Raw genomic sequence first — 24,487 nt, 5'->3', positions numbered from 1 at the left:
ATCCACCAGCCATTGTTCACTTTCTGCGGGGGAAACACCCATGAGCGATTACCAAGAAACGCTTTACGACGGCTACGGCCAGCGTTTTCGCATGGACAAGCTGCTGCACGAAGTGCGTACCGAGCACCAGCACCTGGTGATCTTCGAGAACGCCCGCATGGGCCGGGTCATGGCGCTGGACGGGGTGATCCAGACCACCGAGGCCGACGAGTTCATCTACCACGAGATGCTCACCCACGTGCCGATCCTCGCCCACGGCCTGGCCAAGCGCGTGCTGATCATCGGCGGCGGCGACGGCGGCATGCTGCGCGAAGTCAGCAAGCACCGCAGCGTCGAGCACATCACCATGGTCGAGATCGACGGCACCGTGGTCGAGATGTGCAAGGAATTCCTGCCCAACCACTCCAAGGGCGCTTACGACGACCCGCGGTTGAACCTGGTGATCGACGACGGCATGGCCTTCGTGGCCAACACCACGGAGAAGTTCGACGTGATCATCTCCGACTCCACCGATCCGATCGGTCCGGGCGAGGTGCTGTTCTCCGAGAACTTCTATCAGGCCTGTCGCCGCTGCCTGAACGATGGCGGCATCTTGGTCACGCAGAACGGCACGCCGTTCATGCAGCTGGGCGAAGTGCAGACCACCGCCGGGCGCATGCACGGCCTGTTCGCCGACTGGCACTTCTACCAGGCCGCCGTGCCGACTTATATCGGCGGCGGCATGACCTTCGCCTGGGGCAGCACCGACGCGGCCTACCGCAAGCTGTCCCTGGACACCCTGCGCCAGCGCTTTGCCGGCAGCAGCATCGTCACCCGCTACTACAACCCGGAAATCCACATCGGCGCCTTCGCCCTGCCGCAATACGTGCTGCAGGCAATCAACAAGCCGAGTAATGACTGAGGCGCTTGCTGCGTGATGAAAGCCCGCTAACTGCGGGCTTTTTCATGGCGATGTCCCGTTACGTGTTGCAGCAGAGGCCGCGCTTTTGTGGGAGCGGTCTGCATCAACATGTCACGGGGGCCTAGGCTTTTTACGGTGACGCGCTGGCGAACAGTGCCTGGCCGTGATCCAGGCTCTTATCGACCAGCCATTTGCCGTGGGCAAGCGACGCGCGCTGGGCACTGTCCAGTTCGGCGAGAAAGGCGACGCTCAGCGGCAGCGGCAGCCGTTTACTGGTGCGGCCATCGGGCGTGGTGATATGGCAGCCGCCGGCCCAGGGCGTGGGGATGCCTGGGTGTTCCATCACGTCAGCGGTAATGGTGTGCTCGCGGTGGGTACATTGCATCGTGCTCATGGAGTCAACCTCTCTGCTGTGAGGCCGCCATCAGGTCTGCGCGACTGGGTTCGACTCGGTCAGCCGGCCTGATGATTCGGCTTGGCTATCCCTGCTGAGTACCGGCACTGAACGCTGCGTGCTCGTTCGTCCTTTGGCGATGATAGAGCACTTAGCGCCTTTCACGAGCCCGGCAGACAGGCGGGCACTGGCTGTGCGGGCCGCAGGATCAGCGACATTGCCGCCCTGAACTCGCCACGCCGGCTTGTTCGCTCACCTGTTGGAGGCGGTATTGCCCAGGCGTCAGGCCTTTCCAACGTTTGAAGGCGTGAATGAAGTTCGACACCTCGCCATAGCTCAGGCGTTCGGCAATTTCCTCCAGGGTCAGGCCGCCGATGGCCAGCAGCTCTTCGGCCAGGGCCTGGCGCACTTCCTCCTGCAACTGGCGAAAACCGGTGCCTTCTTCCTCCAGGCGGCGGCGCAGGGTGCGCGAGGTCATGTGCAGTTCGCCGGCCAACTGTTGCATGTCCGGCAACTGTCCTGGGTGGCTGAGCAAACGGTCGCGAATCCGTCCGGCCAGGCCCGCGCGCACCCGGCGTTTGGCCAATAGCGCCTGGCACTGCGACTCGCAGTGCTGGGCGACCTGCGGGTTGGCATCGGGCAACGGCTGGTCGAGCAGGCTGCGGGCAAAGCTGATGCGGTTGTGTGACGCATTGAAGGTCGGCGTCAGGCCCAATAACTCGTGGTGGGTGTCCAGGTAGCTTGGCGCCGGGCCGCTGAAGCTGACGCTGAGCAGCGGCAGGCGGGTCGCGGTCAGGCCGCGCTGAATGCTGAGGATACCGGCGGCGTCGCGTTGGGCGATAAAGTCGCGCAGGTCTTCGGGTATGCCGCGCTCGTCGAGAATCAGGTGGGCGTGTTCGTCGGCTTCTTCCAGGCGCATGCCATGGAAGGCATAGGTCAGGTCGAGGTAGCGCAGGCCGAGTTGCGCGGCACTGCGGAAGGTCGGGCTGCTGAGCAGGGCAAAGCCCCAGATGCCGTAGGTATTGAGGTGATAACGCAGGCCCGCCTTGAGGCCGATACCGGGCAAGTGGCCGAGGTGCTGCACCAGGTTGCGGATCAGGCGCAGCTCCTGTTCGGCATCGATTTCCGCGCCCAGGTCGCCGAGCAGGCCGATATTCAACTCGGTGCCTTTCAGGCAGGCCCCCAGCGACAAGCCGTGGTCGAGGCCGAACTGGGTCAGCAACTGGGCGCTGATGGCGCTGCGCCGGGTAGGCCAGAGAGTGGCGTTGGGCATATTGTCCGAAACTCACAATTTATGGCCGACTATGCCATAACGTCAGGGCTGGCGCCGCAGTAGCATTCGAACCAGCGCACTCACTGGTGCTTCAGCCTGTGGCAACCATCAGGGGCATAACAACAATGACCACAACGACACCCCCGCATACGCCGTTGCGCGTACTGATCATCGGCACCGGCTTTGCTGGTCTGGGCATGGCGATCCAGCTACAGAAAGCCGGTATCGAGGATTTTTTGCTGCTGGAGAAAGCCGCCGATGTCGGCGGTACCTGGCGCGACAACAGTTACCCCGGCGCAGCCTGCGATGTGCCTTCGCACCTGTATTCCTTCTCTTTCGAGCTGAAGACCGACTGGACGCGCAAGTTCGCGCCCCAGGCGGAAATCCACGCCTACATGCAGCACTGCATGGCGAAATACCACTTGCGCCCGCGCATTCGCCTGAACAGCGAAGTGCGCTCGGCCGCCTTCGAGGAGTCGAGTGGGCTGTGGCAGGTGACGTTGCTCAGCGGCGAGACGCTCAGTGCGCAGGTGCTGGTCAGCGCCTGCGGGCAGCTCAACCAGCCGGCTTACCCGAAGATTGCCGGTATCGAACGGTTCAAGGGCGAGGCCTTCCATTCGGCACGCTGGCGTCATGATCTGGATCTGCGCGGTAAGCGGGTGGCGGTGATCGGCACCGGCGCCTCGGCGATTCAGTTCGTTCCGCAGATCCAGCCGCACGTGGCCCAACTGACGCTGTTCCAGCGCTCGGCGGCCTATGTGCTGGGCAAGCCCGATCGTGCCTATCGACCGTGGGAGCTAGCGCTGATGCGGCGCTTGCCGTGGTTGCAACGCATCGACCGCAGCCTCAAATACATCCAGCACGAGACGCGGGCGCTGGCGTTCGTCTCCTTGCCCTGGCTGATGAAGCCGCTGCGGCTGAATTTCGTCCGCCACCTGGCCCGCGCCGTCCGCGACCCGGACAAGCACGCCAAGCTGCTGCCGGACTACCCGATGGGCTGCAAGCGCATCCTGATCAGCAATGACTACTACCCGGCGCTGGCCCAGGCCAATGTCAGCCTCGTCAACCAGGCGATTGGCGAGATAAGCGAGCGGGGCGTGATCACCGTCGATGGCCAGGAACATCCCTGCGATGTGTTGATTTACGGCACCGGTTTCGCCGCCACCGATTTCCTCGCGCCGATGCACATCAGCGGGCGCCATGGTCTAGACCTGAATCAGGTCTGGAAAGACGGCGCCGAAGCCTACAAGGGCATCAGCGTCAGCGGTTTCCCCAACCTGTTCATGCTCTACGGGCCGAACACCAACCTGGGCCACAACTCGATCATCTATATGTTGGAGAGTCAGTTCAGCTATGTGCTGGGCTGCATCCAGGCGCTGCAACGTCACGGGTTGCGTTATGTGGATGTGAAACCGGCGGTGCAGCAGGTCTTCAACCAGCGGCTTCAGGCGTCGGCCCATCGAACGATATGGGAGCAAGGCTGCACCAGCTGGTACAAAACCGCCGCCGGCAAGAACACCAATAACTGGCCGGGCTATACCTTCACCTATCGCCGCCTGACCCGCGCACCGGAGCTGAACGACTATGAATGCACCCGTTGAATTCACCGCCCCCGCCGCCGAGCAGGCCGTGTTGCGCAGCCTGTTGCGCGGCGTACTGCGGGTGCTGTTTCGTGGTCTGGTACGGCCGCCGATGCCGATCGCCGGGCAGCGCCTGGTGATTCGTCTGCTCACCGCCGTCAGCCCGCCACAGCGCGGCGTCGCGCGCACGGCCGAGAGCCTGGGCGGGCGTCCCTGCGAGTGGCACCGTCCGGCGCAACCGCGCGGCAGCGTGCTGCTGTACCTGCACGGCGGCGCCTTCCTGATCGGCGCGCCGCACACGCACCGGGCGATCTGCGGCAGCCTGGCTCGGCGCGGCCAGTTTGAGGTGTGCGCCCTGGATTACCGCCTGGCCCCGGAGTTTCGCTACCCGGCGGCGCGCGACGATGCCGTCGCGGCTTACCAGGCACTGCTCGCCAGCGGTTACCGCGCTGAGCAGATCGTCATCGGCGGCGACTCGGCCGGCGGCAACCTGAGCCTGATCACCTGCCTGCGCCTGCGCGATCTGGGTTTGCCGCTGCCGGCGGCGCTGGTGTGTTTTTCCCCGGTCACCGATTTCACCGGTGAGCACCTGCACAACCCGCCGGCGGGCGATCCGTTGATTCATCCCAAATGGGTCGAACAGGCGATTGGTCTGTATTGTCCGGCAAACGTTGCGCGCAGCGATCCGGGTCTGTCGCCGTTGTTCGCCGATTTGCAGGGCTTGCCGCCGCTGCTGCTGCAAGTCGGCGAAGACGAAATTCTGCTCAACGACAGCCTGCGCTTCGTTGAGCAAGCCCAGGCGGCGGGCGTGCAGGTGCGCCTGGAGCGTTATCCCGGCCTGTGGCATGTGTTTCAGGCCCACGCCGGGATGCTCAAAGCGGCGGATTTCGCGCTCGGGCGGGTGGTCGGCTTTCTGCGTGAGCGAGGTTGCTGATGGACAATATCCTGATTACCGGCGCCGCTTCGGGTATCGGCGCGGCTACGGCGCGGTTGTTCCATGCGCGTGGCTGGAAGGTCGGCCTGCTCGATATCAACCACCGCGCCCTGGCCGAATTGGCCGCCGAGTTGGGCGATGTCTGGCATGCCGAGCTGGATGTGGCCGACCCGGCGGCGGTGCAAGTGGCCTTGGCCGACTTTTGCGCCTTGTACAACGGCCAGTTGCGCCTGCTGTTCAACTGCGCGGGGATTCTGCACTGCGGTCACTTCGAGCAGATCGAGCTGGCCGAGCACGCGCGCATCATGCAGATCAACGTACTCGGCTTGCTGAACATGACCCACGCGGCGTTCCCCTACTTGCAGGCCACGCCGAATGCCCAGGTGATCAATATGGGCTCGGCTTCCGGGGTGTATGGCGTGCCGCACCTGGCCAGCTATTCGGCGTCCAAGTTCGCCGTGCGCGGGCTGACCGAGGCCCTCGATCTGGAGTGGGCCAAGTACGGCATTCGCGTGGGCGACCTGATGCCCCCGTTCGTCAGCACGCCGATGGTCGCCAACCAGCGCTTCGTCGCGCCGGTGATGCAGCGTCTGGGCGTCAACCTCCAGCCCCAGGCGGTGGCCGAAGCCGCTTGGCAGCAAGCACAGGGGGCGGCGGTGCATCGACCCATCAGCCGGCAATTCAAATTGATGTACTGGTCCGGGCAGGTGTCGCCGGCCTGGCTCAACCGACTGGTCATGCGCTGGCTGAGCCGCGAGTAGGGACGTGGCTGGCGCGGTAAACGCCTGGGCATGGGCGGCCAGGCGCGCTGGCAAAATGCCGCCGGTCGCCGGGTTTGTCACAAGTTGTCTCGCTGGCCGGCAAAGTGCTGCGCCTAGCGCTACCCTGCAAGAGACGGTTCTGGGTTATTTGCTCTGAATAACGCAACGTCGACCAGCCCTGGCTTCAGGTCTGGCTTATGACACATCAAGTAGCTCCTTGCTTGATTCTCGGGCGACATCGCTTCAGGTGTCGCGACACCGCTGAGGTTCCGGCGGTTGCAATGGGAAAGCGGTTAATCCATCCATCGCCTGAGGAGGTCGGTTCATGAGCACAGCCACGCACGATGATGTCAGCAGCAGTGTTTTACGGCGGATGAAAGAGGGTGGTTTCGATTTTTCCAGCTTTCATCCAATTGAGTTCTACGCCATTTTCCCGGACGAGGAACGGGCTCGTATGGCGACGCGGAATTTTCGTGGCGAATCCTTGCATGCCCTGGTGACTGAGCGCGATGACGGTGCCTGGCACCTGCAAGTGAGTAAAGTGATGTATGCGACCTACCACGGTATTGGCGACTTCGAGCATGACTTGGAGTCCGTCGTGGCGCCGCTGGGCGGCAAACTGGATGGCTGGGGTGTGACGCAGGAGGTCAAAGGCCTGCAACCTTGATGTCCCTTCAGTGCCGGCGATAAGCATCGACCAGCCCGTGGCTGGTCGATGTTCACCCACCGCCTCCGGTCTTGTCAGGCTCGACCTCAGCATTCGCTTTGCCGCACACTCGGCGGCGGAGGCTGTAATGAGCGATATCCTGATTCTTACCCACATCGATTACTGTCCGCCGGGCCATTTGGCCGCGGTACTGGACGCCGCGCAGCGCGACTTTCAGGTGCTGCGCGTGGATCTTGGCGAGCTGGACGGCATCGATCTGGATCGCCCCAAAGCCGTGGCGATCATGGGCGGACCGATGAGCGTCAACGACCCGTTACCGTGGCTGGCCGCGGAAATTGCGGCGTTGCAGCATTTCATCCGCCGTGACATTCCGCTGATCGGTCATTGCCTGGGCGGCCAGTTACTGGCCAAAGCGCTGGGCGCTGAAATAAAGCGCATGCCCTATACCGAAAGTGGCTGGCAGCCGCTGCACCAGGTCCGCGCCGCAGTGCCAAGCCCGTGGCTGGCGCACCTGCCAGCGCAGTTCTCGATGTTTCAATGGCACGGCGATACCTTCGCCTTGCCCGCTGGCGCACAACCGCTGCTTGCCAGCCAGTGGTGCGAGAACCAGGGGTTTGTCTGGGGCGACAAGATCCTCGCCTTGCAAGGCCATCCCGAGATGACCGAGGCGCTGGTGCGTGACTGGCTCAGGGACTGGGCGCACTTGCTCGACGACAGCCAGCCCAGTCAGCAAAGCCCGGCGCAGATGCTCGATGACCTACCGGGCAGAGTGGCCGCCCTCAATCGGCTGGCGGAAGGCGTTTACCGGCACTGGCTGAACCTGGCATTTGCCTGAGCGGGCTCGTGGGCTTTCCTGAGCCTGGCGGCGCTGAGATCGCTCCCGCGCCGCCGAGCGTCTGCCAGATTAGCCCTGCGGCGCTGCCGCGGCTGTGCCTGCCGCTTGGTCGGTGCGTTCGAGCCAGCCGCCACCCAAGGCCTTGTACAGGTTCACTTCGCTGGTCAACTGCGCCAGGCGATCGGTGATCAGCGCCTGTTGCGCGCTGAACAACGAACGCTGGGCATCGAGGAAGGTCAGGTTGCTGTCGACCCCGATGCGGTAGCGGCGCTCGGCCAGGCGGTAGTAGTCCTGGTTGGCCTCGACCAGATCGCGTTGCGCCTGCAATTGCTGGTTGTACGTCTGGCGCGCGGCCAAGCCGTCGGAGACCTCCTGAAACGCCGTCTGGATGGTTTGCTCGTACTGCGCGACGCTGATGTCTTTCTGGATTTTCGAGTAATCCAGGCTCGCACGCAGGCTGCCGGCATTGAAAATCGGCAGGTTGATCTGCGGCTGGAACAACCAGGTGCCCGAGCCCCCGTTGAACAGGCCCGACAGATCGGGGCTGATGCTGCCGGCATTGGCAGTCAGGCTGATACTCGGGAAAAACGCCGCGCGTGCCGCGCCGATGTTGGCGTTGGCCGCTCTGAGCAGGTGTTCGGCTTCGAGGATGTCCGGGCGGCGTTGCAGCAGGTCTGACGGCAGCCCTGCCGGTACTTCGCTGAGCAGGTCGGCGTCGAGCGATTGGCCGCTAGGGAGATCGACCGGCAAACCCGTGCCCAGCAGCAAGGCGAGGCCGTTGCGATCTTGCGCGACCAGCCGCTGGTATTGCGCCAGCCTGACCCGCGCGCCTTCGACCGAGGTGCGGGACTGGCTCAGATCGAGCGCCGAGGCCACCCCGACCTCGCTGCTGCGCACGGTCAGTTGGTAGCTCTCTTCGAAGGCCTTGAGCGTGTCTTGCGTCAGCTGCAGCAACGCTTGGTCGGCCTGCCAGGTCAGGTAGGCATTGGCGACACTGGCGACCAGGCTGATTTGCGTGGAACGGCGCGCTTCTTCGCTGGACAAGTAGATTTCCAGCGCCTGCTGGCTGAGGCTGCGTACGCGGCCGAACAGGTCCAACTCATAGGCACTGACGCCGAGCGTTGCCGAGTACTGGCCGCTGACGCCCGCGCTACCGGTTTGCACCACGTCCGTCGGCAGGCGTTGACGGCTGCCGCTGCCATCTGCGGAAACCGCCGGCAGCAACTCCGCGCGCTGGATGCGGTATTGCGCGCGGTAGGCCTCGATATTCAAGGCCGCGACGCGCAAGTCGCGGTTATTCAGCAGGGCGGTTTCGATCAACTGCTGCAAGGCCGGGTCGTGGAAGAACTGACGCCAGCCTTGCTCGGCGGCGGCGATTTCGGCCGTCTCGTGTGGCGAGTAGGCTGCGCCCTGCGGCCACTGCGCCGCCATCGGCGCGGCTGGCTGCTGGTAATCCGGTATCAGCGAGCAGCCGCTGAGCACCAACGTGGCGACTGCGAGGGACAACAGGGACTTGCTCATTGGCTCACCTGCGCGTGGATGGCTGCTTTCTTCTTGCCTGTGAACAGCGAAGAAACCGTGACGAAGAACAGCGGGACCCAGAAGATCGCCAGGATGGTTGCGGTGGCCATGCCGCCGATCACCCCGGTGCCGATGGCGTGCTGGCTACCCGAGCCGGCGCCGCTGGCGATGGCTAGCGGCACCACGCCAAGGCCGAAGGCCAGCGAGGTCATGATGATCGGGCGCAGGCGCATGCGGCAGGCTTCGATCGCCGCATCGGTCAAACTTCGTCCCTGCTCATGCAGTTCCTTGGCGAACTCGACGATCAGAATGGCGTTTTTCGCTGCCAGGCCGATGGTCGTCAGCAAGCCGACCTGGAAGTACACATCGTTCGACAGCCCACGCATGCTGGTGGCCGCGAGGGCGCCGATGATGCCCAGCGGCACCACCAGCATCACCGCAATCGGGATCGACCAGCTCTCATACAGGGCCGCCAGGCAGAGGAAGACCATCAGCAGCGACAGCGCATACAGGGCCGGCGCTTGCGAGCCGGAGAGGCGTTCCTCGTAGGACAGCCCGGTCCAGGAATAACCGATGCCCGCCGGCAGTTTCTGCGCCAGTGCTTCGACTTCCGCCATGGCTTCGCCGGAGCTGTAGCCCGGTGCCGGTGTGCCGAGGACTTCCATGGCCGCGACTCCGTTGTAGCGAGTCAGCTTGGGCGCGCCGTAGATCCACTCGCCGCTGGCGAAAGCGGAGAAGGGCACCATCTCGCCGCTGTCGTTGCGCACGTACCATTTGTTCAGGTCTTCGGGGGTCATGCGGGAGCTGGACTGCCCCTGGATGTAGACCTTCTTCACCCGGCCGCGGTCGATGAAGTCGTTGACGTAGCTGCCGCCCAGGGCAATCGACAGGGTCTCGTTGATGTTCGCCAGCGTCACGCCCAGAGCACTGGCGCGTTCGTCGTCGATGCTCAGTTGGTATTGCGGTTCATCGTTCAGCCCGTTCGGGCGCACGCCGGCCAAGACCTTGCTCTGCGCGGCCATTTCAAGGAACTGATTACGTGCTTCCATCAACTTGTCGTGGCCGACCCCGGCACGGTCCTGCAGGAACACGTCGAAGCCACTGGCGTTGCCCAACTCAAGCACCGCCGGTGGTACGAAGGCGAACACCATGGCATCGCGGAAGCTGGAAAAATGTTGTTGCGCACGTTCTGCCAGGTTGAACACGCTGTTCTCCGCCGAACGCTCGTCCCAGGGCTTGAGCATGATGAAGGCCATGCCCGAGCTTTGCCCACGACCGGCGAAGTTGAAGCCGGTGACAGTGAACACCGAGTTGACCGTGTCCGCTTCCTCGTCGAGCAGGTAGCGGCGCATATCGTCGACCACCACTTGGGTGCGTTGCGCGGTGGAGCCTGCCGGTGTCTGTACCTGGGCGAAGAGTACGCCCTGGTCTTCTTCCGGAAGGAAGGCGGTAGGGATGCGGGTAAACAGCACGATCATGCCGACGATGATCAGTAGGTACGCCAGCAGGTAGGGCATCTTGTGCCGCAGCATATTGCCGACGCCACGCTCGTAACGCTGTACGCCGCGGTCAAAGCTGCGGTTGAACCAGCCAAAGAAGCCGCGTTTGGGCGCGTGGTGTTCACCCTTGGCGACTGGTTTGAGCATGGTCGCGCAGAGTGCCGGGGTGAAGATCAAGGCGACGATCACCGAGAGCACCATGGCCGAGACGATAGTGATCGAGAACTGCTGGTAAATCACCCCGGTCGAACCGCCGAAGAACGCCATCGGCAGCAGCACGGCCGTGAGCACCAGACCGATGCCGACCAGCGCGCCCTGGATCTGTCCCATGGATTTACGCGTGGCCTCTTTCGGCGACAGGCCTTCTTCGGTCATCACCCGTTCGACGTTCTCCACCACGACGATGGCGTCGTCCACCAGCAAACCGATGGCCAGCACCATACCGAACATGGTCAGGGTGTTGATGCTGAAGCCGAAGGCCGCGAGCACGCCGAACGTGCCGAGCAGCACCACCGGCACGGTCATGGTGGTGATCACCGTGGCGCGGAAGTTTTGCAGGAACAGGTACATCACCAGGAAGACCAGAACAACGGCTTCGATCAGGGTGTACACCACGCCGGAAATCGACTCGGTGACCACCGGGGTGGTGTCGTACGGAAATACCACTTCCACACCTGGCGGGAAGAACGGCTCCAGCTCGGCAATCGTGGCGCGCAAGGACTTGGCGGTATCCAGCGCGTTGGCGCCGGTGGCCAGTTTGACGGCCAGGCCGGACGCCGGTTTGCCGTTGAATTGCGCACTGATGCTGTAGTTCTCGCCGCCCAGGGCAACATCGGCAACGTCGCCCAAGCGCACTTGCGAACCGTCCGGGTTGACCTTGAGCAGGATGTCCTTGAATTGCTCAGCGTTTTGCAGACGGGTCTTGCCGATGATGGTGGCGTTGAGTTGTTGCCCCTGTACCGCCGGCAGGCCGCCGAGCTGACCGGAAGACACCTGAACGTTCTGTGCGGCGATGGCGCTTTTCACATCCACCGGCGTCAGCTGGAAGTTATTCAGCTTGGCTGGATCGAGCCAGATACGCATGGCGTACTGCGCGCCGAACACCTGGAAGTCGCCAACCCCGGCGGTGCGCGAAATAGGGTCCTGCATATTGGAGACGATGTAGTTGGCCAGGTCGTCCTTGGTCATGCTGCCGTCGGCGGAAACCAGGCCGATCACCATCAGGAAGTTTTTCACCGCCTTGGTCACGCGGATGCCTTGCTGCTGCACTTCTTGCGGCAGCAGCGGGGTGGCCAGGTTGAGTTTGTTCTGCACCTGGACCTGGGCGGTATCCGGGTTGGTGCCCTGGTTGAAGGTGGCGGTGATGCTCATGCTGCCGTCGGAGTTACTTTCCGAGGTCACGTAGCGCAGGTTGTCGATGCCGTTGAGTTGCTGCTCGATCACCTGAACCACAGTGTCCTGCACGGTCTGCGCGGATGCGCCCGGGTAGTTCACGGCGATGGCGATGGCCGGCGGGGCGATGCTCGGGTACTGGTTGATCGGTAATTTGAGCAGCGACAAGGCGCCGACCAGCATGATCACCAGGGCGATCACCCAGGCGAAAATCGGCCGATCAATAAAAAACTTCGACATGCTTTATTCCCCTTGGACGCCAGCAACTTCGGTGGCTGGAACCGGGGCCGGAGTGGCTGCCTGGACATTGCTCGCTTCGCTGACGCTGACTTCATCGCCTGGCTTGATGTATTGCAAACCCTCGGTGATCAGGCGGTCACCGCTGTTCAGGCCTTCGTTGATCAGCCATTGATTGCCAATGGTGCGGTCGGCCTTGAGCTCACGCAGCTCGACCTTGTTGTCCTGGTTTACCACCAGCGCCGTGGGTTGACCTTTCAGGTCACGGGTGATGCCTTGTTGCGGGGCGAGGATGGCCTGGCTGTTGACCCCAGCCTGCAATTGCGCGTGAACGAACATGCCCGGCAACAGGTTGTGATTCGGGTTAGGGAACACCGCGCGCAGGGTGACCGAGCCGGTGCCTTCATCGACCGAGACTTCGGAGAATTCGAGTTGCCCTTGCTCGGCGTATTCGCTGCCGTCCTCCAGGATCAGTTTGACCTGGGCGGCGTTCTCGCTGGCTTTTTGCAACTGCCCGCTGGCCAGTTCACGGCGCAGCTTGAGCATCTCCACCGCCGACTGGGTGACGTCGACATAGATTGGGTCCAACTGCTGAATCACTGCCATGGCGTTGCTCTGGCCATTGCTGACCAGCGCACCTTCGGTGATTGCCGAACGGCCAATGCGCCCGGAGATCGGCGCCAGAACCTTGGTGTAGCGCAGATCGATCTGCGCGCTTTGCACAGCAGCTTCGGCTTGCAGTCGCTTGGCTTGCGCCTCGTCGAATTCCTGGCGGCTGACCGCCTGTTCATCCACCAGCAGCTTGTAGCGTTCGGCCAAGGACTTGCTCGACTGCAAGGTGGCTTGCGCGCTCTTCAGCGTCGCTTCATAGACCGAGGCGTCGATCTGGTACAGCTGCTGCCCGGCTTTGACTTCGCCACCCTCGGTGAACAGACGCTTGAGGATGATGCCGTTGACCTGTGGGCGAACCTCGGCCATGCGGTAGGCGGTGGTGCGCCCTGGCAGTTCCGAGGTCAAGGTGAAGGCTTGCGATTGCAGGGTTACCACGCCGACTTTAGGGGGTTGTGCGGCAGGCGCCGCCTCTTGCTGTTCGCAGCCGCTGAGTAGCGCGGCTAAGGCGACAGCGGTAACCAGAGCGGAAAAAGCGGGCTTGAATTGCATGAATATCCTCGGTCAGGAGCGCGCTAGAGCGCTTCACGGCGTATGAGTGAGACGATACGTGAATAAGTAGTATGCTAAGAAATATACTTACGTTCATGATTGTTTGTAAATACCCTTCGGCATCCCTTGCTGCGCCGAAGCGGAAAAATATTCCGGTTCAAGGCTTGTGCAAGCCTTCACCCAGGGCATGGCCTGGGGGCTTGCGTGATCGACTTGACCATCTAGTTAGAGGTTCACTGCCATGGTTCGTCGCACTAAAGAGGACGCCCAACGCACGCGAAGTCAGATACTTGAAGCCGCCGAGAAAGCGTTTTATAAACGCGGCATGTCACGCACCACGCTGTCGGATATCGCGGTGATGGCGGGGGTGAGCCGCGGGGCGATCTATTGGCATTTCAGCAACAAGGCCGATTTGGTGCAGGCCATGCTCGACAGCTTGCACGAACCGTTTGAGGCGCTGGCCAAGGCCAGCGAAAGCGAAGACGAAGTGGACCCTCTGGGGTGTTTGCGCACGCTGTTGATTGAATTGTTTCGTCAGGTTGCACTGGACCCGAAAATTCGCCGAATCAATGAAATCCTGATCCACAAGTGCGAGTTCACCGATGAAATGTGCGACCTGCGTCAGCAGCGGCAATCGGCCTGCGTGGACTGCAATGGGCGGGTCGAGTTGTCGTTGCGCAATGCGGTACACCGCGGACAACTGCCGCCCACCTTGAACGCAGCGCGCGCGGCAATCTGCCTGCATGCCTATATTGACGGCATGCTCGGCCAGTGGCTGTTGCTTCCAGAAAGCTTCTCGCTGCATGACGATGCCGAGCGTCTGGTCGATGTAGCCTTGGACATGCTGCGGCACAGCCCGAGCCTGTGCGGGTGAGCGGGCTGCTTGCCGGGCAACGCGTTGCCCGAATGATGTGTTGCATCAGCCGTCAGGCTGCTGTGGGGCGTTGTTGACCGCGAGCTGTTCAGGCACGACGCAGCGCAGTTGAATCGAGGCGGCCCAAAGAGCGCACGGCCAAGGCCCCTCTGACCCAGCCCGCGCACGGCTTCTGCGTGCGGATTACCTGCCGCTCTTTTGCGCTCAAAGCCGCTTGAGGCGCTGGAGCGCAGCAACAGTTGACGGCCGCAGAAGCCAAAAAAAGACCGCCTTGTGGGCGGTCTTGTGCAAATGGCCGACAAGGGGAGGCATCGGCCGAAGGAGAGTGGAGCGCCGCTAAGCCTTGTGAGCCGTGCGGGTAAAACAGTGTGGCGGTTGCGGGTAAGACCATGACTCGACGGTGTGCAGAGCGTCGAAGACACGTAGCGTTTCCTCTGGGTTATCCGCACCGGCAATAAACCGGGCGCGTCCCACATCGTCCGAACGCCGCTGGTATCCCAGGTTGCCATACAGCAAGACGTCCCTTTGCCCTGTTCAACTGCTTGAAGGTCGGTTCGGTGTGGCTCTTCTGGCGTTGTCGGCATCCATGGCAAGCAGGTCGAACGCCGTCAGTGCGCGGCAAGTCTGCTGAATTGCGGTGGAGTGTGCGCGTCAGCGAGCCCTGAGGGAAATCGAGCCTGACTATGCCTCCGATAGGCTGCACCAGGCTTGCAACGGCATAGGGCGCGAGGTGGCGTGGCGCGCAGGGGATTGCTCTACAGTGGTGCGCTTTGTTTTTCGGGTTTATTTAATTATTTGATTTATAAAGAATAATTACGCTGGCTCGGGCCTTGCAATGCTTTGGTGCATCCGGGTGACAAGGAGTACGGCATGGCCCGCACCTTTTATGACGAGATGTACCAGGCGAGTGGCGAATGTCGCCCGCACTACCGGGAATTTGCCCGCTGGTTGGCCGACACGCCCAAGGAGTTGCTGGCCCAGCGTCGCCGCGAGGCTGATCTGCTGTTTCACCGTGCCGGTATCACCTTCACGCTGTATGGCGACGATCAGGGCACCGAGCGGCTGATTCCCTTCGATACTATCCCGCGCAGCATTCCGGCCAGCGAGTGGCGGATTGTCGAGCGCGGTTGCATCCAGCGTGTGCAAGCGCTGAACCTGTTTCTCGCCGACCTCTACCATGACCAGCGCATCATCAAGGCCGGGATCATTCCCGCCGAGCAGGTATTGGCCAACGAGGGTTATCAGTTGGCGATGCAGGGCCTGGACCTGCATCGCGACCTCTATGCGCACATCGCTGGGGTCGATCTGGTGCGTGATGGCGATGGCAGCTACTACGTGCTGGAGGACAACCTGCGCACGCCGAGCGGCGTCAGCTACATGCTCGAAGACCGTAAGATGATGATGCGCCTGTTCCCCGAGCTGTTCGCCGCCCAGCGTATTGCGCCGATCGATCACTACCCGAACCTGTTGCTCGACACCTTGAAAACCTCCAGCCCGCTGGATAACCCCAACGTGGTGGTGCTCACGCCGGGGCGTTTCAACAGTGCCTACTTCGAGCATGCCTTCCTGGCCCGCGAGATGGGCGTGGAGCTGGTGGAGGGTGCCGACCTGTTCGTGCGTGACGACAAGCTGTACATGCGCACCACCGCCGGCGCCAAGCAGGTGGATGTGATCTACCGGCGCCTCGACGATGATTTCCTCGATCCACTGGCGTTCAACCCCAACTCGATGCTCGGCGTGCCGGGGTTACTCTCGACCTACCGCTCCGGCAACGTGGTGCTGGCCAACGCCGTTGGCACCGGCGTGGCGGACGACAAATCGATTTACCCCTATGTCGGCGAGATGATCCGCTTCTATCTGGATGAAGAGCCGATCCTGAAGAACGTGCCGACCTTCCAGTGCCGCAAGCCAGTGGAGTTAAACCACGTGCTGGCCAACCTGGAACACCTGGTGGTCAAGGAAACCCAGGGCTCCGGCGGCTACGGCATGTTGGTTGGGCCAGCGGCGAGCAAGGCGGAGATCGAAAACTTCCGCGCGCGCCTGATCGCCAAACCCGAGGCCTATATCGCCCAACCGACCTTGTGTTTGTCGACCTGCCCGACCTTTGTCGAAAACGGCATCGCGCCACGCCATATCGACCTGCGGCCCTTCGTGCTGTCCGGCAAGGAAACCCGCATCGTCCCCGGCGGCTTGACCCGCGTCGCACTGCGCGAAGGCTCCCTGGTGGTCAACTCGTCGCAAGGCGGCGGTACAAAGGACACCTGGGTGGTGGAGGACTAATCATGTTAAGTAGAACTGCCTCTGACCTGTACTGGATGTCGCGCTACCTGGAGCGTGCGGAGAACCTCGCGCGCATGCTCGACGTCAGCTATTCGCTGTCCTTGATGCCGCAGGATGGCCGTGGCGATGGTCTGGAAGAGCTGGCCATGCCACTGCTGATCACCGGCACCCTGGACGATTACCTGAGTCGCCACGGCCCGCTGCATGCCGAGCGCATGCTGCATTTTTTCGCCCTGGATGCGGAGAACCCGGCGAGTATCTACAGCTGCCTGGGTGTGGCGCGTAGCAATGCACATGCGGTGCGCGGGCGGATTACCGCGGACATGTGGGAAAACATTAACGCCACCTGGCTGGAGATTCGTGGCATCGCCGAGCAGGGGCTCGGGCAGTACGGCATCAGCCGCTTCTGCGAGTGGGTCAAGGAACGTTCGCACCTGTTTCGCGGCGCCACCTTCGGCACCATCATGCGCGGCGACCCGTACCGCTTTATCCGCCTGGGCACCTTTATCGAGCGCGCCGACAACACCCTGCGCCTGCTCGATGCGCGTTATGAAATGCTCGGCGAGGACATCGACGAAATCGACGGCCGCCCGGCGCGCAGTTATTACCAGTGGAATGCCCTGTTGCGTGCGTTGTCCTCGTTCGAGGCCTTCGCCGAGATCTACCGGGGCTCGCCGGGCACCCGCAAAGTCTCCGAATTGTTGCTACTGCGCGCCGATGTGCCGCGTTCGTTGCGTGCCTGCATGGATGAGCTGAACCTGATGCTCTCCAGTCTGCCGGGCGAGAACGGCCGCCCGGCGCAGCGTCTGGCGGCCGAGTTGGAGGCGCGCCTGCGTTACACCAGCATCAACGAGGTCCTGGATGAGGGCCTACATGCCTGGTTGACCGACTTCATTCTGCTGGTGCGCCAGCTCGGTCAAGCCATCCACAGTTCTTACCTGGAGGTCGCATGAGACTGTCAATTAGTCACGACACCACCTACCACTACGAACACCAGGTGCGTGCCAGTATCCAGTACCTGCGCCTGACGCCGCACGACAGCGAACGTCAACAGGTACTCAGCTGGCAGCTCAACCTGCCGCGTCCGGTGCGCGCTCAGCTCGACCCATACGGCAATATCCTGCACGTGCTGACCCTGGATGAACCGCATGAATCCATCGTCATCGGCGCCAGTGGTCAGGTCGAGATCGATGAACTGCGCGAGGCCGAACATGAAAGCCAGTCGGCCCTGCCGTTTTTGCGTTTTACCCGCCTGACCGAGCCGGATGAGGCACTGCGCGCGTTCGCCCGTGAGCAAAGCAAGAACCGCAACGACCGCAGTGGCCTGATCGAGTTGATGCATGCATTGCATGCACACATCGGTTACCAACCGGGTTCCACCCTGGTCGAAACCAGCGCTGTCGAGGCCTTCGCTGGGCGTCAGGGCGTGTGCCAGGATCACGCCCATGCGTTTCTCGCCTGCGCCCGCAGCCTTGGCGTGCCGGCGCGTTACGTGTCCGGCTACCTGTACACCGACAGCATCGACCACCTGGCCAGCCATGCCTGGGCCGAGGCCTGGCTGGATGGTGCCTGGTACAGCTTCGATGTGACCAACTGCCTGGCCAAACCCGAGCGCCATCTGAAGCTGGCGGTCGGCCTGGATTACCTGGATGCGTGCCCGGTGCGTGGTATGCGCCGTGGCGGCGGTAGCGAAAAAATGCATGCGCAGGTGGAAGTGGCCCCGCTGTTGCGGGTACAACAGCAGTAGCACTGCGTTAGCAGGATATCCAACGGCGCCCGGAACAGTTTTCAGCTGCTCCGGGCGTGTTTGTTATACAGGTGGAACATGACCTATTGCGTTGCCATGAACCTGGTCGAGGGGTTGGTGTTTGTTTCCGACTCGCGCACCAATGCGGGCGTCGACCATATTGCGACGTTCCGTAAGCAGCATGTCTTCGGCGTGCCCGGCGAGCGTTTGATCGTGCTGCAAAGTGCCGGCAACCTGGCGACTTCACAGTCGGTGATCAGCTTGCTGCGTCAGCGCCTGAACAGCGCGGGCGAGCACCTGCATGGCGTGCCCAGCTTGTTCGCGGCGGCCACGCTGGTGGGCGATACCCTGCGCGAAGTGCTGGCCCGCGACGGCGGCGCCACGCTGACTCAGGGCGTCGAACTGGGCTGCTCCTTCCTGCTCGGAGGGCAGATACGCGGCGATGCGCCAGCGCTCTACAACCTCTATCCGCAGGGCAATTTCATTGCCTCTACCGACGACACGCCGTACTTCCAGATCGGCGAAAGCAAATACGGCAAGCCGATTCTCGACCGTGCGCTCAGCCATCAAACGTCGTTGCAGCAGGCCTTGCGCTGCGCCTTGATTTCCTTCGATTCGACCATCCGCAGCAACCTCTCGGTCGGTATGCCGCTGGACCTGTTGGTGTACAAGGCCGACAGCCTGGAGGTGCCACGCGGCTTCCGCGTGCAGGAGGGCGATCCTTACTTCGAAGGTATCCGTCAGCAATGGTGCGCTGGGCTGCGCGAGTTGCTTGGGCAGTTGCCGGCGCCGCCGGACGATTACTGGAAGTAGCCGCGGCGCTTAGTGCGGGGCCGCCTCGTGCGAGGCGACCTTGCGGGCGGCCATGTGGTGCAGGTACGCGAGCAACTGCGCCAGTGCCTGGTCACTCAGCACCTCGCGCTTAAACCCTGGCATCTGACCCTGTGGCCAGCGCCTCAGGCGTTGCGGATCGCGGATGTACTGGCGCAGAAAATCGCCGGCGAAATACTCGGTTGGGTTGTACGGAGTATTCAGGTCCGGGCCGAACTGTGAATCACCCGCCGCATTCAGGCGATGACAGGCCATGCAGTGTTTCTGGTACTGCGCGAAGCCGGCCTGGACTTGTACCTGGGCATCGGCCGCCGGCAGCAGCTCAGGGAACCGTTCGTTCACCGGTGCCAGTGTGCGCATGCGCACCACCTGATAGGGCCATTGTTCTGGGCCTATCTGGCTGGCCGCGGGCTGCTGCCAGACCAGGTAGAAGGGCCCCGCGCTGGGTTTGTTGGCGGCCAAGGGCGGCCAGGGTTGATCTGGGTCTTCCACCGCCAACCACGCTTGTGCGCCGCTCTGGCTAAGCAGTGGCGCCGCCGGCAGTTCGGCGGCAAATCCGTCCAGCGCCACCGCTTGCAGGTGATCGCCGGGTTGCACGCCGCTGAGCAGCGCCGCCACTGGTACGGCGCGGTAGTGCATGGTGCGTTGGTAACTGACGTCATCGGCAATTTCGATGCGTTGTGCCTGGGGATGGGTAAGCAGTTCGGCGGTCGTCCATGAACGGCTGGAGGCGCCGATGTCCAGTTGCAGCTCGGCGGCCTGAGCAACGCCGGCAGAGATCAGTAGGCTGCATAGCAGTGCACGCAGCTTCACTGCTGTTGCTCCAGGGCCGCGCTCAGCTCGTCGTAGCCACCGCCATTGATCACGTTGCGATAGCCCAGGTCGGCGAGGCTGTCCTGGGCCATGCTTGAGCGCCGGCCACTGCGGCAATAGAGCACGATGACGGTGTCTTTGTCGGGTACCACGCTGGTGATTTGCGCGGCAATCTGCGAGTGCTCGATGCGTTTGGCGCCGGGCAGGGCGCCGCTGGCGAATTCGTCTGCGCTGCGCACGTCGAGCAACTGGCTGGCGGGGTTGTCGAGCGCTGCGACAGCCGCTGCCATATCGGTCTCGGCGGCAGTCAATGGCAGGCTCAGTAACAGGATCGAAGCGGCGATCAATCCGCGCATTGCCGTCTCCTCAGGTCATGTCGATGGCACCCTAGCACAATTGCCTAGGCCCGGCGCAGAGGGCTAGTAGGCTGTTTTGCCGATAGGTGCCGGTCATGCTGGCTGAGTGGTTCGCGGCAGTGGCGCCGACATTGAGCGCGGCTGAATTGGCGATGGCTGGGTCTGCGCGGCAGGCACCGAAACTGTAAACGCTGCTGTTCTCCGGCGCTGGCCTTCGGTTTATTGCCGTGGTGGTTGCCTGCGCTGCGTTGACCGCTTCAGCGCGGTACGCAGCGACAGGAGATGGACGATCAGCCGACCAAACGGGTCAGATTGGGAAGGATCAAAATGACTGCGGTGGCAAACACTATCAGGCTTGCTTGACGGACTTTGGGCTGTTTAAACATGGCCGTATGCCTTTTGTTCTTGTTGGTGTGGCGTCGAATGCCCGCTCTCAAGGCCTGTCGGGCTCAGCGTCACGCCTGGGCGTGGACTGAAAAACCGCCCCGGCAAAACCCGGCGGCGGCATTCGCTGCGTCACTGCAGCTACGAGTAACTCTAGGGCCCGCGTCACAGATCCTTTAGATGACTTGGTTGTTAGCTTATGAGGGTTTGCAACGTTGGGTTATGCCGCGCAGCGCAAAAGCCGGCAGCAGCCCTTGAGCCAGACACCTCGTTCTCATATGTGCCAGTACAACGCCAGCAAGCGACCGTTCGTCTGAGCACAGTGGTCAATGGCCCTGAGCGCTTCGGTCATTGAGCCTGGCCGGCTGGGGCGTATGGTAGGGGCTCTCGACAAGAACCGGCGCGAGGCATCAACGCGCCGCCAGCCACCCTCCATTGGAGGTCTGAGGACGCCATGACCGAAGCATTTATTTTCGATGCGGTGCGCACGCCCCGCGGTAAAGGCAAGAAGGACGGGGCGCTGCACAGCGTCAAGCCTGTCGACCTGATCGCCGGCCTGCTCAAGGCGCTGCAAGCGCGCAACAACCTGGACACCAGCCAGGTCGATGACATCGTGCTCGGCTGTGTGACGCCGGTGGGGGATCAGGGCGCGGACATCGCCAAGACCGCGGCCATGGTCGCCGATTGGGATGTCAGCGTGTCGGGCGTGCAACTCAACCGCTTCTGCGCCTCGGGCCTGGAAGCGGTGAACCTCGGCGCGATGAAGGTGCGTTCCGGTTTCGAGGACCTGGTGGTGGTCGGCGGCGTCGAGTCGATGTCGCGCATTCCCATGGGTTCCGACGGCGGCGCCTGGGTGATGGACCCAGCGACCAATATGCACACCCACTTCACCCCGCAGGGCATCGGCGCGGACCTGATCGCCACCCTGGAAGGCTTCAGCCGTACTGATGTCGATAGCTTTGCCCTGCGCTCACAGCAGAAAGCCGCCCGTGCCAGCAAGGACGGCTCGTTCAACAAGTCGCTGATTCCAGTGGCCGATCAGAACGGCATCGTCCTGCTCGACCACGACGAATTTATCCGCGGTGACTCCACCCTCGACGGCCTGGGCAAGCTCAAGCCGAGCTTCGAGATGATGGGCCAGATGGGCTTCGACAGCACTGCGTTGCGGGTTTACAGCCATGTCGAGCAGATCAACCACGTGCACACCCCGGGCAACAGCTCCGGCATCGTCGATGGCTCGGCCCTGATGCTGATCGGCAGCGCCGCCAAGGGCAAGGAGCTGGGCTTGAAGCCGCGTGGACGCATCGTTGCCACCGCCGTGACCAGTACCGACCCAACCATCATGCTCACCGGCCCTGCGCCGGCCACGCGCAAGGCGCTGGCCAAGGCCGGGTTGAACGTCAATGACATCGACCTGTTCGAGGTCAACGAGGCGTTCGCCTCGGTGGTGATGAAATTTATGAAGGACATGGGCGTCAGCGAAGACAAGGTCAACGTCAACGGCGGCTCCATCGCCATGGGCCACCCGCTGGGCGCGACCGGTTGCGCGATCCTCGGCACCCTGCTCGACGAGCTGGAGAAGCGCCAGTTGCGCTACGGCCTGGCCACCCTGTGCGTGGGTGGCGGCATGGGTATCGCCACCATCATTGAACGAATCTAAGGAGCTATCACGGGCTACTGCGCTCGGCCATGCAGCGTTGGAAATCCTCCGGGAATGCTCATTTGCACCAGCAAACTCCGCTTCCCGAATGATTTCCGCCTTGCCTGACCTTCGCTCGCTACGCCCCTGAAGCGCTCCCCCGACATTTGGGAAGAGAATTTAAAATGACTGACGCCATCCGTTACGAAAAAGGCCAGGACAATATCGTCGTTCTGACCATGGACATGCCTGGCCAGAGCGCCAATACCATGAACGCGGTGTACCGCGAGGCCATGGGCAAGATTGTCGAGCGCCTGGAAGCCGAGAAGGACGCCATCGCCGGGGTGATTGTCACCTCCGCGAAGAAGACCTTCTTCGCCGGCGGCGACCTGAATGAGCTGATCAAGGTGACCAAGGCCGACGCGCCGGCCTTCTACCAGATGATCCTCAATATCAAGGGCCAACTGCGCCGCCTGGAATGCCTGGGCAAGCCGGTGGTGGCTGCCATCAACGGTGCGGCCCTGGGCGGCGGCTGGGAAATTGCCCTGGCCTGCCACCATCGCATCGCCCTGGACAGCTCCAGCGTGCAACTGGGCCTGCCGGAAGTAACCCTCGGCCTGCTGCCAGGCGGTGGCGGGGTGGTGCGTATGGTGCGCCTGCTCGGTCTGGAAAAGGCTCTGCCGTACTTGGCTGAAGGCAAGAAGGTCCGTCCGGATGCCGCGCTCAAGGCCGGTTTGATCCATGAGCTGGCCTCCGACAAGGATGACCTGCTGGCCAAGGCCCGCGCCTGGATCGCCGCCAACCCGACGGCGAAACAGCCGTGGGATGTGTCTGGCTACAAGATCCCCGGCGGCACGCCGTCGAGCCCGAACGTGGCGCAGATGCTGGCCATCGCCCCGAGCGTGCTGCGCGACAAGACCAAGGGCTGCTTCCCAGCGCCGGAGAAGATCATGTGCGCCGCCGTCGAGGGTGCCCAGGTCGACTTCGACACTGCGCAGATCATCGAAGCACGCTACTTCACCGAGCTGACCACCGGCCAGGTGGCGAAGAACATGATTGGCACCTTCTGGTTCCAGCTCAATGAAATCAACGCCGGCGGCTCCCGTCCGCAAGGCTTCGAGCCCTATGTGACCAAGAAGGTCGGTGTGCTCGGTGCCGGTATGATGGGCGCGGGTATTGCCTATGTGTCGGCGGTTGCCGGGATCGAGGTGGTGCTCAAGGACATCTCCATCGAGGCGGCCGAGAAGGGCAAGGATTACTCGGCCAAGCTGCTGGAGAAGAAGGTCGGCCGTGGCCAGATGAGCGCCGAGAAGCGCGATGGCATCCTGGCGCGGATTAAACCGACTGTCAGCGATGCCGACTTCGAAGGTTGTGATTTGATTATCGAAGCGGTATTCGAGGATCGCGACCTCAAGGCCAACGTCACCGCGGCAGCCGAGCGCGCGGCGCTGAGCGATGCGGTGATTGCCTCGAACACCTCGACCCTGCCGATCACCGGCCTGGCCAACGCGGTGCAGAAGCAGGACAAGTTTATCGGCCTGCATTTCTTCAGCCCGGTGGACAAGATGCCGTTGGTGGAAATCATCAAGGGCGAATACACCAGCGACGAAACCCTGGCACGTGGTTTCGACTACGTGATGCAGATCAAGAAGACTCCGATCGTGGTCAACGACAGTCGCGGCTTCTTCACCTCGCGGGTGTTCGGTACCTTCACCAACGAAGGCCTGGCCATGCTGGGCGAAGGCGTGTCGGCGGCGATGATCGAGAACGAGGCGCGCAAGGCCGGTATGCCGGTCGGCCCGTTGGCGATCAGCGACGAAGTGTCGATGAGTCTGATGAACCATATCCGTCAGCAGACCATCAAGGACCTAGCCGCCGAGGGCAAACAGATCCCTGCGCACCCGGCATTCGCGGTAGTCGACATGATGCTCAATGAGTACAAGCGGCCGGGCAAGGCGGCAGGTAGCGGCTTCTACGATTACCCTGCAGGCGGCAAGAAGCATCTGTGGCCAGAACTCAAGGCGCGTTTCGAGAAGCGCGATGCGCAGATCTCGCAGATCGACGTACGTGATCGCATCCTGTTTATTCAGGCCATCGAAACCGTGCGCTGCGTGGAAGAGGGCGTGCTGAAGTCGGTTGCCGACGCCAATATCGGCTCGATCATGGGCATCGGCTTTGCCGCCTGGACCGGTGGTGCGCTGCAGTTTATCAACCAGTATGGCGTGCAGGACTTCGTTGCCCGCGCCCAGTACCTGGCCGAGCAGTATGGCGAGCGCTTCCTGCCGCCGGCGCTGCTGCTGGAAAAAGCGGCGAAAAACCAGGGTTTCTAAGCGCGTCTAACGAAAAAACCGGCTCCTGGTGAGCCGGTTTTTTTATGGCGATGTGCCCGTTAAATGTTGATGCAGACC

The 24,487-nt window shown here is 62.5% G+C and carries 20 protein-coding genes; 13 read left to right on the top strand and 7 right to left on the bottom strand.

Annotated features, from left to right (window positions below; genetic code table 11):
* The first annotated feature begins 40 nt into the window (after positions 1–40).
* The gene (gene speE, locus B3M58_RS15070; protein ID WP_296220281.1) at positions 41–901 is read left to right on the top strand and encodes a polyamine aminopropyltransferase; all 861 of its coding nucleotides are present in this window, start codon (positions 41–43) and stop codon (positions 899–901) included.
* Between the two features lie 130 nt (positions 902–1,031).
* On the opposite strand, the gene B3M58_RS15065 is transcribed toward speE, so the two are convergent.
* Both B3M58_RS15065 and B3M58_RS15060 read right to left on the bottom strand, forming a co-directional pair.
* Positions 1,032–1,295 carry a hypothetical protein gene (locus tag B3M58_RS15065; protein WP_296220279.1) on the bottom strand — a complete coding sequence of 88 codons (264 nt, stop codon included), beginning with the start codon at positions 1,293–1,295 and terminating at the stop codon, positions 1,032–1,034.
* Between the two features lie 208 nt (positions 1,296–1,503).
* Positions 1,504–2,568: an AraC family transcriptional regulator gene (locus B3M58_RS15060; RefSeq protein ID WP_296220278.1), complete on the bottom strand. Its 1,065-nt coding sequence runs from the start codon at positions 2,566–2,568 to the stop codon at positions 1,504–1,506.
* Positions 2,569–2,693: 125 nt separating this feature from the next.
* On the opposite strand from B3M58_RS15060, the gene B3M58_RS15055 reads away from it, so the two are divergent.
* The 5 genes from B3M58_RS15055 to B3M58_RS15035 all read left to right on the top strand — a co-directional run bounded on the left by B3M58_RS15055 (position 2,694) and on the right by B3M58_RS15035 (position 7,345).
* Positions 2,694–4,169, top strand: a complete 1,476-nt coding sequence (locus tag B3M58_RS15055) for a flavin-containing monooxygenase (protein WP_296220277.1) — start codon at positions 2,694–2,696, stop codon at positions 4,167–4,169.
* The gene (locus B3M58_RS15050; RefSeq protein WP_296220275.1) at positions 4,153–5,082 is read left to right on the top strand and encodes an alpha/beta hydrolase; all 930 of its coding nucleotides are present in this window, start codon (positions 4,153–4,155) and stop codon (positions 5,080–5,082) included. Before B3M58_RS15055 ends, B3M58_RS15050 begins: the two co-directional genes overlap by 17 nt.
* Positions 5,082–5,843 (top strand): SDR family oxidoreductase, encoded by a 762-nt coding sequence (locus B3M58_RS15045; RefSeq protein WP_296220273.1) that lies wholly within the window; start codon positions 5,082–5,084, stop codon positions 5,841–5,843. Before B3M58_RS15050 ends, B3M58_RS15045 begins: the two co-directional genes overlap by 1 nt.
* Before the next feature lie 325 nt (positions 5,844–6,168).
* Positions 6,169–6,510 carry a ribonuclease E inhibitor RraB gene (locus tag B3M58_RS15040; RefSeq protein WP_296220271.1) on the top strand — a complete coding sequence of 114 codons (342 nt, stop codon included), beginning with the start codon at positions 6,169–6,171 and terminating at the stop codon, positions 6,508–6,510.
* Between the two features lie 127 nt (positions 6,511–6,637).
* Positions 6,638–7,345, top strand: a complete 708-nt coding sequence (locus B3M58_RS15035; protein ID WP_296220270.1) for a type 1 glutamine amidotransferase — start codon at positions 6,638–6,640, stop codon at positions 7,343–7,345.
* 69 nt (positions 7,346–7,414) lie between these two features.
* Here B3M58_RS15035 and adeC read toward each other — a convergent pair whose 3' ends face one another.
* From adeC to B3M58_RS15020, 3 genes are read right to left on the bottom strand one after another with little or no spacing between them, the layout of a single operon-like run.
* Positions 7,415–8,866 carry an AdeC/AdeK/OprM family multidrug efflux complex outer membrane factor gene (gene adeC / locus B3M58_RS15030; RefSeq protein WP_296220268.1) on the bottom strand — a complete coding sequence of 484 codons (1,452 nt, stop codon included), beginning with the start codon at positions 8,864–8,866 and terminating at the stop codon, positions 7,415–7,417.
* Positions 8,863–11,997: an efflux RND transporter permease subunit gene (locus B3M58_RS15025; RefSeq protein ID WP_296220267.1), complete on the bottom strand. Its 3,135-nt coding sequence runs from the start codon at positions 11,995–11,997 to the stop codon at positions 8,863–8,865. The genes adeC and B3M58_RS15025 overlap by 4 nt, the downstream gene beginning before the upstream one ends.
* 3 nt (positions 11,998–12,000) lie before the next feature.
* Positions 12,001–13,155, bottom strand: a complete 1,155-nt coding sequence (locus B3M58_RS15020; protein WP_296220266.1) for an efflux RND transporter periplasmic adaptor subunit — start codon at positions 13,153–13,155, stop codon at positions 12,001–12,003.
* Between the two features lie 241 nt (positions 13,156–13,396).
* Here B3M58_RS15020 and B3M58_RS15015 point away from each other — a divergent pair, with 241 nt between their 5' ends.
* The 5 genes from B3M58_RS15015 to B3M58_RS14995 all read left to right on the top strand — a co-directional run bounded on the left by B3M58_RS15015 (position 13,397) and on the right by B3M58_RS14995 (position 18,869).
* Complete coding sequence (locus B3M58_RS15015) at positions 13,397–14,029, top strand: TetR family transcriptional regulator (protein WP_296220265.1); 633 nt, start codon at positions 13,397–13,399, stop codon at positions 14,027–14,029.
* Between the two features lie 870 nt (positions 14,030–14,899).
* The gene (locus B3M58_RS15010; RefSeq protein WP_296220264.1) at positions 14,900–16,309 is read left to right on the top strand and encodes a circularly permuted type 2 ATP-grasp protein; all 1,410 of its coding nucleotides are present in this window, start codon (positions 14,900–14,902) and stop codon (positions 16,307–16,309) included.
* 2 nt (positions 16,310–16,311) lie between these two features.
* On the top strand, positions 16,312–17,262 hold the full coding sequence (locus B3M58_RS15005) for an alpha-E domain-containing protein (protein ID WP_296220263.1): 951 nt from the start codon (positions 16,312–16,314) through the stop codon (positions 17,260–17,262).
* Positions 17,259–18,056, top strand: a complete 798-nt coding sequence (locus tag B3M58_RS15000) for a transglutaminase family protein (protein ID WP_296220261.1) — start codon at positions 17,259–17,261, stop codon at positions 18,054–18,056. The genes B3M58_RS15005 and B3M58_RS15000 overlap by 4 nt, the downstream gene beginning before the upstream one ends.
* A gap of 78 nt (positions 18,057–18,134) precedes the next feature.
* Positions 18,135–18,869 carry a proteasome-type protease gene (locus B3M58_RS14995; RefSeq protein WP_296220259.1) on the top strand — a complete coding sequence of 245 codons (735 nt, stop codon included), beginning with the start codon at positions 18,135–18,137 and terminating at the stop codon, positions 18,867–18,869.
* A gap of 9 nt (positions 18,870–18,878) precedes the next feature.
* Here B3M58_RS14995 and B3M58_RS14990 read toward each other — a convergent pair whose 3' ends face one another.
* Positions 18,879–19,694: a cytochrome c gene (locus B3M58_RS14990; RefSeq protein ID WP_296220594.1), complete on the bottom strand. Its 816-nt coding sequence runs from the start codon at positions 19,692–19,694 to the stop codon at positions 18,879–18,881.
* Between the two features lie 2 nt (positions 19,695–19,696).
* Complete coding sequence (locus B3M58_RS14985) at positions 19,697–20,056, bottom strand: rhodanese-like domain-containing protein (RefSeq protein WP_296220258.1); 360 nt, start codon at positions 20,054–20,056, stop codon at positions 19,697–19,699.
* 838 nt (positions 20,057–20,894) lie between these two features.
* Here B3M58_RS14985 and B3M58_RS14980 point away from each other — a divergent pair.
* Together B3M58_RS14980 and B3M58_RS14975 are read left to right on the top strand one after the other, a co-directional pair.
* Positions 20,895–22,100 (top strand): acetyl-CoA C-acetyltransferase, encoded by a 1,206-nt coding sequence (locus B3M58_RS14980; protein ID WP_296220257.1) that lies wholly within the window; start codon positions 20,895–20,897, stop codon positions 22,098–22,100.
* A 164-nt stretch (positions 22,101–22,264) separates the two neighbouring features.
* Positions 22,265–24,409: a 3-hydroxyacyl-CoA dehydrogenase NAD-binding domain-containing protein gene (locus B3M58_RS14975; protein ID WP_296220255.1), complete on the top strand. Its 2,145-nt coding sequence runs from the start codon at positions 22,265–22,267 to the stop codon at positions 24,407–24,409.
* Positions 24,410–24,487 lie beyond the last annotated feature (78 nt).

The sequence above is a fragment of the Pseudomonas sp. UBA2684 genome, from assembly GCA_002354655.1.
Taxonomy (GTDB): Bacteria; Pseudomonadota; Gammaproteobacteria; order Pseudomonadales; family Pseudomonadaceae; genus Aquipseudomonas.
The sequence above is the reverse complement of the archived record's forward strand: the minus strand, read 5'-3'. Positions and strand labels throughout refer to the sequence as shown.

Bases quoted from the DNA above. Each gene is read 5' to 3' on its own strand.
- speE (WP_296220281.1), top strand. From the start codon at position 41: ATGAGCGATTACCAAGAAACGCTTTACGACGGCTACGGCCAGCGTTTT.
- B3M58_RS15065 (WP_296220279.1), bottom strand. From the start codon at position 1,295: ATGAGCACGATGCAATGTACCCACCGCGAGCACACCATTACCGCTGAC.
- B3M58_RS15060 (WP_296220278.1), bottom strand. From the start codon at position 2,568: ATGCCCAACGCCACTCTCTGGCCTACCCGGCGCAGCGCCATCAGCGCC.
- B3M58_RS15055 (WP_296220277.1), top strand. From the start codon at position 2,694: ATGACCACAACGACACCCCCGCATACGCCGTTGCGCGTACTGATCATC.
- B3M58_RS15050 (WP_296220275.1), top strand. From the start codon at position 4,153: ATGAATGCACCCGTTGAATTCACCGCCCCCGCCGCCGAGCAGGCCGTG.
- B3M58_RS15045 (WP_296220273.1), top strand. From the start codon at position 5,082: ATGGACAATATCCTGATTACCGGCGCCGCTTCGGGTATCGGCGCGGCT.
- B3M58_RS15040 (WP_296220271.1), top strand. From the start codon at position 6,169: ATGAGCACAGCCACGCACGATGATGTCAGCAGCAGTGTTTTACGGCGG.
- B3M58_RS15035 (WP_296220270.1), top strand. From the start codon at position 6,638: ATGAGCGATATCCTGATTCTTACCCACATCGATTACTGTCCGCCGGGC.
- adeC (WP_296220268.1), bottom strand. From the start codon at position 8,866: ATGAGCAAGTCCCTGTTGTCCCTCGCAGTCGCCACGTTGGTGCTCAGC.
- B3M58_RS15025 (WP_296220267.1), bottom strand. From the start codon at position 11,997: ATGTCGAAGTTTTTTATTGATCGGCCGATTTTCGCCTGGGTGATCGCC.
- B3M58_RS15020 (WP_296220266.1), bottom strand. From the start codon at position 13,155: ATGCAATTCAAGCCCGCTTTTTCCGCTCTGGTTACCGCTGTCGCCTTA.
- B3M58_RS15015 (WP_296220265.1), top strand. From the start codon at position 13,397: ATGGTTCGTCGCACTAAAGAGGACGCCCAACGCACGCGAAGTCAGATA.
- B3M58_RS15010 (WP_296220264.1), top strand. From the start codon at position 14,900: ATGGCCCGCACCTTTTATGACGAGATGTACCAGGCGAGTGGCGAATGT.
- B3M58_RS15005 (WP_296220263.1), top strand. From the start codon at position 16,312: ATGTTAAGTAGAACTGCCTCTGACCTGTACTGGATGTCGCGCTACCTG.
- B3M58_RS15000 (WP_296220261.1), top strand. From the start codon at position 17,259: ATGAGACTGTCAATTAGTCACGACACCACCTACCACTACGAACACCAG.
- B3M58_RS14995 (WP_296220259.1), top strand. From the start codon at position 18,135: ATGACCTATTGCGTTGCCATGAACCTGGTCGAGGGGTTGGTGTTTGTT.
- B3M58_RS14985 (WP_296220258.1), bottom strand. From the start codon at position 20,056: ATGCGCGGATTGATCGCCGCTTCGATCCTGTTACTGAGCCTGCCATTG.
- B3M58_RS14980 (WP_296220257.1), top strand. From the start codon at position 20,895: ATGACCGAAGCATTTATTTTCGATGCGGTGCGCACGCCCCGCGGTAAA.
- B3M58_RS14975 (WP_296220255.1), top strand. From the start codon at position 22,265: ATGACTGACGCCATCCGTTACGAAAAAGGCCAGGACAATATCGTCGTT.